The 15,028-nt window shown below is 68.8% G+C and carries 13 protein-coding genes; 1 reads left to right on the forward strand and 12 read right to left on the reverse strand.

Annotated features, from left to right (window positions below; all coding sequences use genetic code 11):
- Nucleotides 1-20: 20 nt before the first annotated feature.
- Nucleotides 21-1,337 carry an acetyl-CoA hydrolase/transferase family protein gene (locus BST38_RS21365; protein ID WP_083145569.1) on the reverse strand — a complete coding sequence of 439 codons (1,317 nt, stop codon included), beginning with the start codon at nt 1,335-1,337 and terminating at the stop codon, nt 21-23.
- Between the two features lie 108 nt (nt 1,338-1,445).
- Between BST38_RS21365 and BST38_RS21370 the strand changes: the two genes are divergently transcribed.
- The gene (locus BST38_RS21370; RefSeq protein ID WP_083145488.1) at nt 1,446-2,237 is read left to right on the forward strand and encodes a FadR/GntR family transcriptional regulator; all 792 of its coding nucleotides are present in this window, start codon (nt 1,446-1,448) and stop codon (nt 2,235-2,237) included.
- Here BST38_RS21370 and BST38_RS21375 read toward each other — a convergent pair.
- The 11 genes from BST38_RS21375 to BST38_RS21425 form a co-directional block, all read right to left on the reverse strand.
- Nucleotides 2,234-3,964 carry a DUF3556 domain-containing protein gene (locus BST38_RS21375; RefSeq protein WP_083145489.1) on the reverse strand — a complete coding sequence of 577 codons (1,731 nt, stop codon included), beginning with the start codon at nt 3,962-3,964 and terminating at the stop codon, nt 2,234-2,236. The genes BST38_RS21370 and BST38_RS21375 overlap by 4 nt on opposite strands.
- Nucleotides 3,965-4,066: 102 nt before the next feature.
- The gene (locus BST38_RS21380) at nt 4,067-4,588 is read right to left on the reverse strand and encodes a DoxX family protein (protein WP_083145490.1); all 522 of its coding nucleotides are present in this window, start codon (nt 4,586-4,588) and stop codon (nt 4,067-4,069) included.
- A gap of 42 nt (nt 4,589-4,630) precedes the next feature.
- On the reverse strand, nt 4,631-6,109 hold the full coding sequence (locus BST38_RS21385; protein ID WP_083145491.1) for a carotenoid oxygenase family protein: 1,479 nt from the start codon (nt 6,107-6,109) through the stop codon (nt 4,631-4,633).
- 39 nt (nt 6,110-6,148) lie between these two features.
- A complete protein-coding gene (locus BST38_RS21390) occupies nt 6,149-7,330 on the reverse strand; it encodes a WS/DGAT domain-containing protein (protein ID WP_237160867.1) in 1,182 nt (393 codons plus the stop codon).
- Nucleotides 7,331-7,401: 71 nt separating this feature from the next.
- A complete protein-coding gene (locus tag BST38_RS21395; RefSeq protein ID WP_083145493.1) occupies nt 7,402-8,085 on the reverse strand; it encodes an Rv1363c family protein in 684 nt (227 codons plus the stop codon).
- Nucleotides 8,082-8,693, reverse strand: coding sequence for an Rv1363c family protein (locus tag BST38_RS21400; RefSeq protein ID WP_083145494.1), 612 nt, complete (start codon nt 8,691-8,693; stop codon nt 8,082-8,084). The genes BST38_RS21395 and BST38_RS21400 overlap by 4 nt, the downstream gene beginning before the upstream one ends.
- Complete coding sequence (locus BST38_RS21405) at nt 8,657-10,114, reverse strand: MCE family protein (protein WP_083145495.1); 1,458 nt, start codon at nt 10,112-10,114, stop codon at nt 8,657-8,659. The genes BST38_RS21400 and BST38_RS21405 overlap by 37 nt, the downstream gene beginning before the upstream one ends.
- Nucleotide 10,115: 1 nt before the next feature.
- Nucleotides 10,116-11,270 carry an MCE family protein gene (locus BST38_RS21410; protein WP_083145496.1) on the reverse strand — a complete coding sequence of 385 codons (1,155 nt, stop codon included), beginning with the start codon at nt 11,268-11,270 and terminating at the stop codon, nt 10,116-10,118.
- Nucleotides 11,267-12,601 (reverse strand): MCE family protein, encoded by a 1,335-nt coding sequence (locus tag BST38_RS21415; protein ID WP_083145497.1) that lies wholly within the window; start codon nt 12,599-12,601, stop codon nt 11,267-11,269. Before BST38_RS21415 ends, BST38_RS21410 begins: the two co-directional genes overlap by 4 nt.
- Complete coding sequence (locus BST38_RS21420; RefSeq protein WP_083145570.1) at nt 12,598-13,959, reverse strand: MCE family protein; 1,362 nt, start codon at nt 13,957-13,959, stop codon at nt 12,598-12,600. Before BST38_RS21420 ends, BST38_RS21415 begins: the two co-directional genes overlap by 4 nt.
- Nucleotides 13,956-14,987 carry a virulence factor Mce family protein gene (locus BST38_RS21425; RefSeq protein ID WP_083145498.1) on the reverse strand — a complete coding sequence of 344 codons (1,032 nt, stop codon included), beginning with the start codon at nt 14,985-14,987 and terminating at the stop codon, nt 13,956-13,958. Before BST38_RS21425 ends, BST38_RS21420 begins: the two co-directional genes overlap by 4 nt.
- Nucleotides 14,988-15,028: the final 41 nt, after the last annotated feature.

The raw sequence follows: 15,028 nt of genomic DNA on the forward strand, positions 1-15,028 counted from the left end.
GTGGGGGTCCTCACGCGCGGTCACACCACCGGTGAGCGGCCCCCGGCGGCGCGCTCGGCCGCGGCGAGTAGGTCGTCGCGGAACAGCGGGTGGGCGATCGCGGCCAGCGCCCGGCCGCGCTCCTGCACCGTCCGGCCTTCCAGCTCCGCGGCCCCGTACTCGGTGACGATGACGTCCACGTGGTGGCGCGGCGTGGTGACGACCGCACCCGGGCCGAACCACGGCAGGATCCGCGACCGCAGCGCCCCGTCCTTCTGGTAGGTCGACGGCAGGCAGACCAGCGAGCGGTCCGACAGTTCGAGGCCGGCCGCGGCGACGAAATCCTCGGCCCCGCCGATCCCGCTGAACTGCTCGCCGTCGATGGTGTCGGCGACGACCTGACCGTGGATGTCGACCGCCAGCGCACCGTTGATCGACACCATGCGCCGGTTGGCCGCGATCACCTCGGGCGAGTTCACGATGTCGACCGGCAGGAATGCGACATCGGTGTTGCCGTCGAGCCACGCGTACAGGTCCTCGGAGCCGAAGGCGAACGTCGTCACGCTCACCCCGTCGTAGAGGCCCTTACCGGCGTTGGTGATCTTGCCCGCGCGATGCAACTGCATGCATCCGTCGGTGAACATCTCGCTGTGCAGCCCGTAGTCGCCGCCGTCGCCCTGGGCCAGCAGCGTCGCGATCTGGCTGGGGATCGAGCCGATCCCCGTCTGCAACGTGGCCCCGGATTCGATGAACGCGACGGCGTTCCTGGCGATCTCGGTGTCGACGTCGGTCGGTGGCGCGGTGGGCAGTGCGAGCGGCGTGTCCGACGAGGGCACCAGCACGTCGATCTCGTCGATGTGCAGCGCGTGGCCCTGCCGCTCGCCGAGGCCGAAGGTGCGCGGGTACCCGTCGGACACCTCGACGACGAGCAGCCGCTGCGGGTCGGCGCCCGCCCGGCGCAGCTCGTCGACCGTGCCGCCGGAGTGCAGGGACAGCGAACACCAGCCGTCGGCGTCCGGAGGCGTCGCGACCGTCGTCATCACCCGCGGCGCCTGCCGTTCGAGCAGCGGCCCGAAGCGGCGGAAGTCGGCGGGCGTGAATTCGATGTGGGCGCCGGCATCCCTGAGCGCCCGCTCCAGCGGGCCGAAGAAGCCGGACAGGTAGTGCACACCGGGGCGGGAGAACAGTTCGGTGCCCACGGCCAGCAGTGCCCCGTACACGCGCAGATCGGACCAGTCGGTGCGTTCCCCGAGGGCCCGCAGCAGCGCGGGCGGCTGCCCTGGACCCAGCGGTATGCCCAGCGTATCGGCGGGTTCGAGCCGGGCGGCGGCCTCATTCGGGGTCAGCTGCTGCGGCATGGCCGATACCATGCCACGCGGACTCTCGTTGTCCTGGCAAATCGGGCAGTTGCCGCCCCACATGGTTTACTGAGTTGCATAGCTAGGTCGACCGTCGAAGGAGGTGCCATGGCTCGCGACACGCCCCTGGCGCCGATGATCGGCCCCGACGCCATCGCCTCCCGCACGGCCGTGCGCTCGCCGAAGACCGCCGAGCTCGTGGCCGGGACGCTGCGCCGGATGGTGGTCGAGGGTCAGCTCAAAGACGGCGACTTCCTGCCGAACGAGGCCGAGCTGATGGCCCACTTCGGGGTCAGCAGACCGACGTTGCGCGAAGCGGTGCGGGTGCTCGAATCGGAGCGGCTGGTCGAGGTGCGCCGCGGATCGCGCACCGGTGCGCGGGTGCGCGTCCCGGGTCCCGAGGTGGTCGCCCGCCCGGCGGGCCTGCTGCTGGAACTCTCCGGCGCCACCATCGCCGACCTGCTGACCGCGAAGTCCGCGATCGAACCGATGGCCGCCCGGTTGCTGGCCGAAACCGGTTCGGCCGCAGCGTTCGACGAGCTGGAGACGATGCTCGAACAGCTCGTCACCGACGACTTCCGGTCGCCGCGACTGGCCGAGACCACCGGCGCGTTCCACCTGCGGGTGGTGCAGCTGTCCGGCAATGCGACGCTGAGCATCATCGCGGGCATGCTGCACGAGATCACGGTCAGGCACACGGCTTTCGTGTTCAACGAACGCAGGCCGGTGTCCAAGGCGGACTACGAGACGCTGCTTCGGTCCTATCGCCGGCTGCTGCAGTTCCTGCGCGCCCGCGACGCCGACGGCGCCGAGGCCCACTGGCGCAAGCACCTCGACAAGACCCGCGAACTGCTGCTCACCGGCCTGGAGAGCGTGCCCGTCCGCGACGTGATGGGCTAACCGCCCTTCTGCCAGGTCGCGTACACCGGCACGGTGTCGTCCCAGGGCTGCCGGGTCACCATGTCGGCCACCATCACGTAGCCGCGCTCGAACTCGCCGGTCGCGGCGTCGACGAGGCGGTACTCCTGGCGCTGCTTGTGGATCGGCTGCGCGTCGAGAATCAGCACCCGCACCTCGCCGGGTTCGAAACGGCAGCGCTTCTGCAGTGCGGCGATCAGTTGTTCGTTGTGCATGTGGCCGTCGCCGAAGTTCCAGCCGATCGCCGTCGAGCAGATCCGTTCGCCGTCGGTGAGAACGTAGTCGTCCTCGTTGCCGTCGGCCATCAAGCGGTGCGCGAGGGTGAACATCGCGCGTCCGTGGGTGTTGAAGGACCGGAAGGCGTACCCCATGTACTGGTACATCTCCGCGGTTTCCTTGCTGCCGTAGTACTTCTCCATCTGGGCGGCGGGCATGCTCGCGATCGCGACGATGCCGTCGGTGATCTTCTCCGATGCCGACGGTTTGACGCACCACAGCGTGGTGTCCCAGTTGCCCGCGTAGTAGCGCATGCCGGGCAGGAACGAGACCTTGCGCGGGAACAGGTTTCCGAGCACCACGGTGCCCGCGACCGCGACGAACAACACGATCGGCCACGGGCTCTGCAGGTCGCCCAGCCCGATGCCGGCGTTGCCGACGAACAGCGCGACGACGCTGAACATCATGAAGACGTTCCACTCCAGCGGCACACCCATCGGGATCGCCGACAGGATGCCGAAGTGGAAGATCAGCATCACGACGGCCGCGATCGCGGTGGCCCAGCCGCCGTGCGAGAAGAACAGCACCAGCGGCACCAGACCTTCGACGGCCGTGCTGAAGTGCGCCAGGAACCGCGACGCGCGGCCGGGCCGCAGATCGTCGGGGAAGTGTTCGAAGAACTTCCTCTTGATCGACCGGGGCCGGATGACGGGATTGTTGCTCATCATCGTGGAGATGACGAACGGGAAGTGCTTGTTGAGCTTCGAGGTCGCCGCTCCGAGCCAGATCACCAGGCACACAAGCTTGGCGGCGATGATGATGTCGGCACCGGTGAACAGGAAGCACACCGCCAGCGAGCCGTACACCTCGCCGCGGGCGGCCAGGAAGATGACCTTGTCGCGCAGCCCGGCGACCACGAGCAGGCCGATGATCGCCGCGGTCTGCCAGACCGGCAGCACCCCGACCTCGGAGCCGAGTTCCGGGATCGGGCCGGTGCCATCAGAAAACAGCGCGATCACGAGCACCACGAGCAGCGCCGCGTAGAGCACGACGTCCACCGGGGTGCGGGTGTCCCCCGATGTCAGCGGCACCCGGTTCGGCCACGGAGGCAGCCGGATCGTCTTGGGCCGCAACCAGTACAGCACCGATCCCATCGGCGGGAAGAACCGGTTGTTGAGCGGGCCGAACCCGCAGCCGAGGCCGACGACCTCGAACAGCATCGTGTAGAAGACCACCTTCTGGTACACGATCGGCTCGTGGTACCAGGCGGCGACGTTGGTGAACCCGTCGATCCCGGCGGTGCTCAGCACGATCAGCCACGCGACGAGCACGTAGAGCAGGATCTTCAGCACGTAGAACAGGTGCAGCACCACCGGGGTTCCGAAACCCACCTCGGCCCAGTGCCGGGCCATCGGGACGATCCGCTCGGCCCTGGTCCCCTTGCTCCATTCCGCGTAGTCGACGACGGGCGCGTCCTGCTTGAGAAACCCCATCCGTTCAGACTAGAACGTGTTCCAATTCTCCTTCGCCGAACAGACACAAAATCGCGCGATTCCGGCGGGATTCGCGCGAGTTTGCGTCTGCTCGCGGGTTGACTAGGCCCCGGTCTTGGCGGGCGGGCGGTAGAAGATCGCCAACTGACCGATGCCGCCGGCCAGCCCGAGCACCGCGGCGATCAGCAGACCCCACCAGCCGTGCAGGTAGTCGTACAACGCCGAACCGCTGAACAGCAGGTGGTCGAGACTGAGTTGGCCCGCACCCGTCGCCGCGATGGCGACGGCGGACGCGGCGAGCACCAGGTTGTACTCCCAGCCCTCCTTGACGATGAAGAAGCCGTTCGGCTTGTGCACCGTCCACGCCGCGACCAGCATCAGCGCGACGAAGCCGGCCGCCGGGATCGGGGTCAGCAGCCCGACCGCGAGCCCGATGCCTGCCGCCATCTCGGTGCCGGCCGCCACCCGGGCGTGGAACATGCCGGGCTTCATCCCCATGCTGTCGAACCAGCCGGCGGTGCCCTTGAGTCCGCCCTTGCCGAAGAACTTGTTGTAGCCGTGCGCGGCCATCGTGAGGCCGAGGACCACACGCAGGATCAGGAGTCCGACATCGTAGGCAGTCATGTAACAAAACTTAGAACATCTGTCACGCTGCTGCCCACCCCTTCACCCCGCGGGAACCCAGTTTCCGTGGAAGCCGGCGGGCACGCGGTGGGGCAGTTTGACGCGGGCCACGTCCTCCAGAGTGGCGGCGTCGAGGATCGCCAACTCGCTGCGATCGGTCGCGCGGTCGTACACGTAACCCATCAAAACCCCGTCGTCCTCGGCGGCGTCGGCCGACGACGGTGCGAACACGAACTCCCCCACGACCTTTCCGGCGCCGAACGCCCGGCTCGCCGACCCCTGGCCGAGAAAATCGTGCTTGAGCAGCACATCGCTCGCCTCGGCGCCGCCGGTGACCTGCGGCGCATACCCGTACCGGTGCCGCTTCCCGACGAGCCGCTCGTCGACCCGGGGGAACTCCTGGCCCCGGTCGTCGATGCGGGTCTCGCGCACCTTCCTGTCGGCCAGGTCGATCGTCCAGCGGTCCAGGGTCGGCGGGCCCTCGTTCGGCCCGTGAAACTCGGTGGCGAACATCTTGGGATGCCGGACCACGTCGAGCACGACGGTGTCGTCGATCGGCGAGTCGTAGGCGTTCATCGGGTGGAAGACGTAGCACGGTTCGACGTCGAACCAGCGGACGTCGGCGTTGCCGCCGTCGCGCGGCATCACCCCGACCCGGGCCGGATACCGCGGGTTCCACGAGTACGGGAAGCTGTGGTCCGACACACTGGTATCGGGCTTGCGGGCGGCGATCGGGTCGGGAATCCGGATGCGGCCGAGCAACGCGGACAACACAAGTCGCGCGGGCATCCGCAGTCCGCGCGGGACGCTCGTCTCGACCGCACGGCGCACGTCGAAGGTCACCGGCAGGTCGTAGATCACCACATAGCGCTCGGTCAGCGAGAAGTCGTGCATCATCGGACATCCCGTGACCTCGATGTCGACGGTGCGCCGCGCCCTCCCGTCGACCCCGATCACCGAGTACTGCACGGTGTTTCGGCCCATCACCTGATACGAGATCGCGTGCAGCTCGCCCGTCTCGGGGTCGCGTTTGGGATGGGCGGTGTACCCGCCGGTGAGCGTGCCGTCGAAATCGCAGGCGCCGACGGTGTCGAGCTCCTCGGTCAGCTCGTAGTTCGTCACCCCGGCTTCGATGAGCGCCAACGTCTTTCCGGCATGGCCGATCACGTTGGTGTTCGCGCCGACGGACGCGACCCCGCGGTGCCCGCGGGGCGCGCGGGGCGCGCGGGGCGCGGGCGCACCGAGTAACCGGGCGGCCTGCGGTCCACGCACCCAGCGGTTGCGGTACCACTCGGCCCGGCCGTCACGCAGGCGGATGCCGTGCACCATGCCGTCGCCGACGAACCAGTGGTACAGCTCGGGGTCGATCTCGCCGATCGGATTCGGCCCGTTGCGCAGATAGCGCCCGTCGAGGTGGTCCGGGATCGTCCCGCTGACCTCGAGCTCGGTCAGCGTGTACTCCGCCGACAGCGGTGCGTGGGCGCCCTCCAGGTACGGATTGGCCGCTGCTCTATTGGACATTGCTCTGTATAACACCGTCGCAGCCGTCGCTGGACCGGGTCAGCGCAGTTCCCACTCCAGCCGCTCGACGTAGGCGTCGATGTCGGCGATCGCGGAGTCGGCCGCGTGCACGCTGACCGCGACGCTGTCACCGATGCCGTGCACACCGTGGGTGACCCCCATCATCGGGGACAGCGCCGGGAAGCCCGCGGTCAGCAGCACGCCGGAGCCTCCGAACCGGAGGTCCTTCGCGCCGCGGTTCACGCTGGACACCACGGTGTTGCCGGTGACCTGGTGCGAGCGCACGTCAGGATCGAATTGCGCCACAGCCCAGCGCAGGAGCGGTGCGGGCACCGCGGCCGAGGCCGCCTCCTCCGCGCGCATCGCGGGGTGCGCGGCCCTGCGGCGACGCCGGCGCAGATCCGCGGCGATCCGCTCGGCCCGGCGGACGGGTTCGTCGTCCGGATAGAGACCGATGGCCACGTTGCCGAAATGGTTGTTCGCCTGCCGTGGAGCGGTTTTCGCCATCGGCACCTCGGCGCCCAGGTGCGCCGGATCGTCTCCGAGGGCGCGCAGGTGCCCAGCCAACGCCGCCGAGATCGCGGTCATCGCCCCGACGGTGACCGTCGGACGACGCAGCCGCTCCGGCGTGCAGATCACCGTCCGCAGGTGACGATCCCCGCCGGGCTCGGTGTTGCTGTGCAGCACGGGCCGGGTATCCGCCTGCGCGGGCACGAGTCCCGCGGCGGTGTCACGGACGAGCCTGCGGTGGGCGCGGGCTGCACGTGCCGCGTGCCAGGGCAACGCCCACGACCTGATCCGGCGCGGTTGCGCGACGGGCAGGTCAGCGTTTCGGCCGAGCAGGTAGGCGGCCAGCGCCGAGGCCCGGATCCCGTCGCCGAGGGAGTGGCACATCTGCACGGCCACCACGGCGCCGTCCCCGGTGGCGCCGGGAATTCCGGCGACCCCGGGGAACACGTGCAGCCGCCAGGTCAGCTCGCGGGCGTCGAGTTGCTCGCCGCCCATCGCCGCGACGGCGGCCAGGCAACCGTCCCAGCTCGCGTCGGGAAGGTCGTGCACGACGACGTGATCGGCGCCGACGGCGCGGTGCGCCCACTCCGGATAGCTCCAGAAGCCGGTGTCGACGACCCGCAGCCCGAGCTCGGGACATGCCCCGGCCCGCTCCATGACCTCGGCCAACGCCGCGTCCAGGTCATCCGCGCGACCGTCGAACGCGTACACCAGGAACTGGTCGTCCGGGATCGCGGCGGACAGCCAGAGCGTCTGGGCGTCGACCGGGGCGAGCCGGCGGATTACACCGGGTCGAACTTGGAGATCAGCCAGCGGTCGCCGTCCTTTTCCAGCGTGACCCGCACGCTCGAGGCGGTATCGGTCGGCGCACCCGCCCCGACCGTCACCGTCTGGTTCACGAACAGCAGCACCACGGCTTCCTCCGGCGACACCGACACCGAGGCCGCGGCGGGCACCGAGGCAACCGCGGCGATCTGCTTCTCCTTGGCGCCCGGGATCACCACATCGTTGGTCAGCGACGTGTACGACTCGCGGAACTCGCCGGTCAGCAGGTCACGGGCGGCATTGAGCTGTTCCTCGACGGTGGCCGGGGCGTAGGACAGCAGCGCGATCGTGCCGTCGCGTGCGGCCTGCACCGCGGATTCCGCCGGCGACGGCGTGCCCTCGACGGGCACCGTGATGACCCCGTCCCGGTTGGAGTCGTCGAGATACTTCAGATATCCCGCTCCGGCGGCCAGCACCAGTGCCAGCGCGGGCAGCACGACGAACGCGAGCACCCGCGACCACTCGATGCCGCGCGTGGACTTCGGCGCCGGGGCTTCGGTGTCCTCGGCGGCTGGGGTGTCGTCGGCGGCTGGGGTCTCCTCGGCGGCTTCGGTGTCCTCGGCGGCTTCGGTGTCCTCGATCGCGGACGACTCCTCGAGCTCCACAGCCGTGGTTTCGTCGTTCTTCACGTCATCGGTCACGGGACGAACTCCACTTTCGACACCTTGGCTTCACCGTCGATCTCCTGCACCGTCAACCGCATCCGCCAGGCCCTGGGAGCCTGCTCGGGGGCACCGGCGTTGGTCGTGCGCACCGTGACCGCGACCAGGACCTGCCCCTCGTCCGCGTTCGCGGACTCCAGGCCGGCCTCGGCGATGGTTCCCTCCGATTTGGACTGCGCCTGCTTGACCACCTCGACGAACGGTTCGGCGCGTTGCTGGAAGTCGTCGTAGAACGTTCCCGTCGCCGAGTCGAGAATGCGCTGCACGTCGGCCTCGGCGCTCTCCCAGCTGATCGTCGTCAGGTTCAGCGCACCCTGGCGGCCCACCTGCAGGAACAGGTTGCGCTGCTGCTCGGCGCGGCTCGACTCGTAGGTCCGGTAGCCCAGCCATCCGGTCAGAGCCGTCAGCGCGAGCACCCCGACGAGGCCCGCGACCAGTGCGAGCTTGACGTGCGACCACCGCGGGGCGGCCGGCTCGTCGATCTCGGCGGCCTCGTCTATCCCGTCGATCTCGGTGGGCTCAGTACCCTCGGTGGGCTCGGCGCCCTCGGTCAGTTCCCCTTCGGGGGCAGCAACATTGTCTGCCATGTCTGCTCCTCTTTGGCACTTCCGGCCAGGTTGGACTGGGTGTACACCCGTCCGTCCGGACCGACGTACGTGCCGTCTGCGGGATCATATTCGGCGGCCGCGATGGGCGGCTGGGCCGGTCCCGGCGGTGGAGCCGCCTCTGGTTGTTGCCCTGGTCGCAACTGCGGGACGGCTTGCCCGGACAGCGTAGCGTTCGGGTCGCCCTTCCAGTTGTAGCCCTCGTTCAGCGGGACGTACACCTCGTTGCTCTCGCACATCGCTGCGCTCGGCGCGCGTTTGCCGGGCACCGTCGCGCACGGGATGTTGCGCGCGCCACGGACGTTGAACGCGCTGTCCTGCGGCACCCGGCAGTACAGGTCGCCCTGGGGGCGGTCGGGTGCGTCCTCGAACGTCGGCGCGCGCTGCTGCTGCGCGGGCAGGAAGCCCGTGGTGCACGGAGGCGGGACGTTCAGGTTCAGGTTGAAGACGAGATAGTCGCCCATGTAGTCCTGTTTGGTGCCGCTCTTGGCGACGCCCACCGCCTGGGTCACCGCGGTGCCCTGCGGCAGCAGCACCAGCAGCTGCTCAAGGTTCGGCTGGTAGGCGACGGCGACCTCGCCGACGCTGACCAGGTTGGCCAGCACGATCGGCAGTGTCGGCGCCAGATCGTCGAACAGCGCCCTGGTCTCCTCGGCCGCGCCGGGGCCGTTGCGCAGGATGCCCGACACCGCGCTGTCCTGGCTCTCCAGCTGGGTGGTGATGTCGGCGAGGTTCGACGCCCACGCCTGGATCGACCCCGAGGTCTCGGTCTGCGAATCGAGCACCGGGCGGGACTGGTCGATCACCGTGGTCAGCGAGTCGAGGTTCGCCCTGGCGTCGATCGCCAGCTGCGTGGACCCGCTGACCAGACGGCGCAGTTCCGGACCAAGACCGCCGACGGCCTCGTAGGCCTCGTCGACGACGGTCCTGAGGTTGTCCTGCGGAATCGCCTGCAGGCCTTCGTTGGTCAGCTCCAGCACGGTGTTGACGTCGGCGGGCACCCGCGCCCGGTCCCGCGGGATCACGTCGCCGTTGCGCAACTCGGGCCCCGAGCCGCTCTGCGGAACCAGTTCGACGAACTGCTCCCCCACCGCGGACTGGCTGCGCACCGACGCGACCAGATCGGCCGGGATCTTGACGTCGGAGTTCAGTGACAGCTCGGCGGCCACCCCACGCTCGGTCAGGCCGACCCGTTCGACGATCCCGACCTGGGACCCGCGGTAGGTCACGTTGCTGCGCTCGTAGAGTCCACCGGTCTCGGGCAGCTCCAGGGTCACCTTGTACTGGCCGATCCCGGCCATCTCCGGTACCCGCATGTAGCCGAAAACCATGATGCCGATGGCGGATACGGCCAGCACCGCGAAGATCGCGAGCTGGATCAGCATCTGTCTGGTCAACCGCATGTCAGCGCCCCTGATCCCAGCGGTACGGCGCCACCAACGGGTTTCCGCCCGGCGGCGGGACGTTGTGGTTGCACGGGCTCGGTGTCTGCCCGATGGTGCGGCCCCACTGCAGCTCCAGCCATGTCAGGTTGCACTCGAACCGGGTTCCGGTGAGGAATCCCTGATCGATGCGGCTCAGTGTCAGGTCGACGACCAGTGTCAGGTTGGCGTAATCGCCGCGCATCCAGTTGGTCAGTGTCTCCTTCGGGAACGGGAACGTCGGAAGGAAACTCAGCGCGCGGGTCAGTGCGGGTCCGGCGTCGGCCAGCGACTGCAGCACCGGTCCGAGGTCCTTGAGTTCCTGGACCAGCGCGTCGCGGGTCTGGTTCACCGAATCGGCGGCCAGCGCGCTGAACCGGCCCAGCTGCACCAGCGCCTCCGACAGGGTGTCGCGCTGGTCGCGCAGCACCGCCAGCGCATCCGGGATGGTCTTGAGCGCCTTGTCCACCACGGGTTTCTGCTCGGCGATCTGCCCGACCAGGTTGTTGAGGCTCTCCGAGGTCGCGATGATGTCGTCGGTCTGGTCCTCCAGGTGCCCGACGGCGATGTCGAGCTGTTCGATCAGGCTGCGCAGGTCGTTCGCGCGGCCGGCGAACGCGGTGGACAGCGCATCGGTGATGTCCTGGATGTTGCCGAGCCCACCGCCGTTGAGCAACAGCGCCACCGCGGCCAGCGCCTGCTCGGTGCTCGGATACGCACCCGAGGACGCCAGCGGGATCACGTCGCCCTCGGCGAGGCGGCCCCTCGGCGCCTCGCCGGTGGGGGCGGCCAATTCGATGTGCTGCGAACCCAGCAGGCTGGTCTGGCCGACCTTCGCGGTCGCGTTGGCGGGCAGGTTCACATCACCGTCGAGCGTCATCGTCACCAGCGCGTCCCAGCCCTGGCGTTCGATCCTGCTAACGGTGCCCACGTTGACGTCGCCGACGCGCACCCGCGAGTTCTGCTCGACGTTGTCGACGTCGGGCATCTGCGCCTGGATGGTGAACGAGCCGGGGCCATGGCCCTGGGTGCCCGGCAGTGGCACGGAATTCAGCCCACGCCAACCACATCCGGACGCCGCGACCGCGACGACGAGCGACAGGGCCAGTACCCCCGCGCCTGATCTCGGCACGGTCATGATCCGCCTCCCGGCACCATCATGCCCGCGAGACCGTGGTTCGGATCGGTCGTGACCGGCATCTCCGCGGCGCCTGCCGGGGCGTCGAGCATCAAGGGTCCCTGACCCGGCGGAAGCGTCGCCGGATCCGCCACCGGGGCGGGTGCGGGAGCAGCTCCGGCCGGCGGGATGTAGTCCGGGCGAAGCCAATCCTCGCTGTAGGTCAGCTCATTGGGCCGCGTGGTGGCGCCGACGAGCTGGTTCAGCCCCAGCGGCGGGAAGTTGTACTGCCGGTTCTTGATGATCGGCGCCAGGTACTGCACGCACAGCTTCGCCGACTCCTCGGCGCCCAGCCGGGATGCGGCTTGCACCGCACCACACAGGAATTGGATCGGGTTGGCGAAGTTGTTGATCTGCGGCACGCTGCTGATCGCGCCCTGGGCGGGCTGCCAGATGTTCACGTAGTTCTGGAACGTGGTGGGAGCGACGTGCAGGAACTGCTTGATGTCTTCCAGGCTCTCGGTGAGCGCCGTGGTGACACCGGCCAGCTTCTCCGAGGTGGTGCCGAGCGCTTCACGGTTCTCCGAGACGAAGCCCTGCACCTGCACGACAACGTCGTTGAGGTCGCGGATCGCGTTGGCGACCTCGTCGGGCCCGTCGGTGAGCAACCCGGTGACCGAGGCGAGGTTCTGGTTCAGGCGGCGCATCAGATCGGTGCTGTCCTGCAGCGCCGACACCAGGATCGCGAGGTTCTTGATCGTCGAGAACACGTCGGTGCTGTGGTCGCCGAGTGCCGAGAACGCCTGCGACAGTTTGACGACGGTCTCGCGGATGCTGGCGCCCTGACCGCGCAGGTTGTCGGCGGTGGTGTTGATCACCGAGCCCAGCGGGCTGACGTCACCGGGTTCGGTCGGCTGCAGTGTCTCGCTGAGCCGCTCCAACTGTGCGCGCACCTGATCCCATTCGACCGGGACGACGGTGCGCTGCAACGGGATCACCGTGTTGTCAGCCATCACCGGCCCGCCGGTGTAGACCGGCGTGAGCTGGATCGCGCGGGCCGTGACGAGCGCCGGCGACAGGATCGCGGCGGCCGCGTCGGCGGGCACGTCGTAGCGGGCGTCGTACCAGAACGAGATCTTGACCTGTTCGGGTTCGGGTTCGATCGAGGTGATCCGGCCGACCGGCACCCCGAGGATGCGGACGTCGTCGCCGACGTAGATGCCGTTGCTGTTCTCGAAGTACGCGACGATGTTCACGCGGTTCACCTTGTCGGTGGTGCGCACCAGAATCGCGACGCCCGCGACGAGCAGCACCACCAGCACGAGACCGACCCAGGTGCGGGGATTCCTCATCGTGAGCCCTCCCCGGGGACGGGTACCAGCGGCGGCGCTTCGCCGGGCGCGGGCACCAACAGTCCGGTGTCCGGTGTGGGCACCGACGCCAACCCGGGCGGCGCGACCGCGGGTGGGCCGGGTGGCGGTCCGCCGGGCGGCGGGGCCGGCAGCGGCTCGCGGTACGGGTAGCAGCCCGTGGGGCCGGGCAGCGGGATGCCGGGCGGGCCACAGCCCGCGTCACCGGGGTTACCGGTGATCGCGTCCGGGATCGTCATCCGCGGCTCCCCGCCCTGACCGGTGCGCGGGAACGGCACCGGCATCGCCGGGGTACCCGCCTGACCGACCTGCGGATCGCTGCGCTCCGACGGCAGAAGGACATTCGGGTCCAGGCCGAGGTCGGAGAACGCGACGTCGATGAACGGCTGCAGGAACTGACCGGGCAGCAGGTTGGCCACGTAGGTCTTGAAGAACGGCCCCGCCGACACCGATTCGCCCAGCGACATCGAGTAGTCGTTGAGCAGGCTCAGCGACTTCTGCAGCCGCTCCTTGCGGTTGTCGAGGATGGTCAGCACACCGTTGAGTTTGTCCAGCGCGGGTTTCATGGTGGCGCGGTTCTCGCCGATGAAGCCCTGCAGCTGTTGGCTCAGCGCGGAGATGTTCCCGGAGATCTGATCCACCGCCGCGCTCTGGTTCTGCAGTTCGGCCAGCAGCGCGTTGGTGTTCGAGACGAGGCTGACCACCTGATCACTGCGTTCGGCCAGCACGGTGGTGGCCTTGTTCGCATTCGCCAGCAGGCCACGCAGCTGCGCGTCACGCTGGTTGAGGGTGTCGGAGAACCGCGCGACGCCCTCGACCGCGATCTTGAGCTGCGGCGGGGTGTCGGCGAACGTCGCCGAGAGCACTCGCAGCGATTCCGAAAGCTGGTCGGTGTCAAGGCCGCTGATGGTCGCCGACAGCTCACCGAGCGCATCCGGAAGCTGGTACGGCGACGTGGTGCGCGCGAGCGGGATGGTGCCGTCCTGTCGGCCCTCGCCGCGCGCGACGACCTCGAGGATCTTGGTGCCGAGCAGGCCCTTGGTCTTGATCGCCGCCTCGGTGCGGTCGCCCAGGCGGATGTCCTTGTCGACGGTGAACGTGACCAGCACCTGCGGACCGTCCAACTCGATCGACTTGACCTGGCCCACCTTGAATCCCGAAACCTGTACCGCCGCATCGGTGGTCAGCCCGCCGGCCTCGGCGAAATGCGCGGTGTACTCACGGCCCGGATCGAACAGTGGGATCTTGTCGTAGTTCACCGCGCCCACCACGATGGCCGCGGTGATCCCGACGCCGACGGCACCGATGACGAACTGGTTGCGTTCACTGAAGGGCCTCATCGCGGCGCACACCTCCCGCTGGACTGCCCGGCGACCTTCACGTAGACCGGCTGGCCGCCCTTGCCGTTGAGCTTGAGGACGATGTCGCACAGATAGAAGCTGAAGAAGTCGCCGTAGATGCCCTGGCGCGCCAGCACCTGGTAGGCGTCCGGCAACGTGTTGATCAGGTTGTCGAAGTACTCGTGGTCGGCGACGACGATGCCTGCGGCACGGTCGGTTTCGTCGATCGTCTTCTTCAGCGGCGGGCGGGCCTCGGTCAGGAAGTCGGCGATGCTGCCCGCGGCGGCGTTCGTGTACGCCAGCCCGTTGCTGATCTCCTGCCTGCGTTCGGACAACCCCTCGACCAGCTGGGACAGCGAGTCGACGGCCTTGCCGAACTGGTCGCTCTGGTCGCCGAGTGAGCCCAGCACCGTGTTGAGGTTGACGATCACCTCTCCGATCAGCTGGTCGCGGTCGGCCAGCGTGCTGGTCAGCGCCGCGGTCTGGGCCAGGAACGAGTTGATGGTGCCGCCCTGGCCCTGCAGTGCCGTGATCAGCTGCCCCGACAGCGCATTGATCTGGTCCGGGTCCAGCGCGCGGAACAGCGGCCGGAACCCGCCGATCAGTGCGTCGAGGTCGAGCGCAGGCGACGTCCTGGCCTGCGGGATCGTGTCACCGGGCTGCAGCCGCTGGGTACCGCCCGCCCCCTCTTCGAGGGCGAGGTAGCGCCCGCCGATCAGGTCGTCGTAACGGATCACCGCGCGGCTGCCCTCGGTGAGGACCACCGAGTCGTCGGCGGTGAACTCGACCAGAGCCGTGGTGTCGGGCTGGATCTCGACGTTGTTGACCTTGCCGACCTCGACCCCGGCGATGCGGACGAAGTCGTTGGTCTCCAGCCCGGTCACGTTGACGAACTCGGCGCGGTACTGCTGGGTCTTCTCACCGAAGCGCATCTGGCCGAACACCGCGAACAGGCCGAACACACCGAGCAGGCAGACAGCCAGGAACACCCCGAGACGCGTCGCGTCTCGCCGGATACTGACTGACATCGGTTACCTCTCTGTGCTTCTCGGGTCTAGCCGGGTGGGGT

The organism is Mycolicibacterium parafortuitum, from assembly GCF_002086815.1.
GTDB lineage: Bacteria > Actinomycetota > Actinomycetes > Mycobacteriales > Mycobacteriaceae > Mycobacterium > Mycobacterium parafortuitum.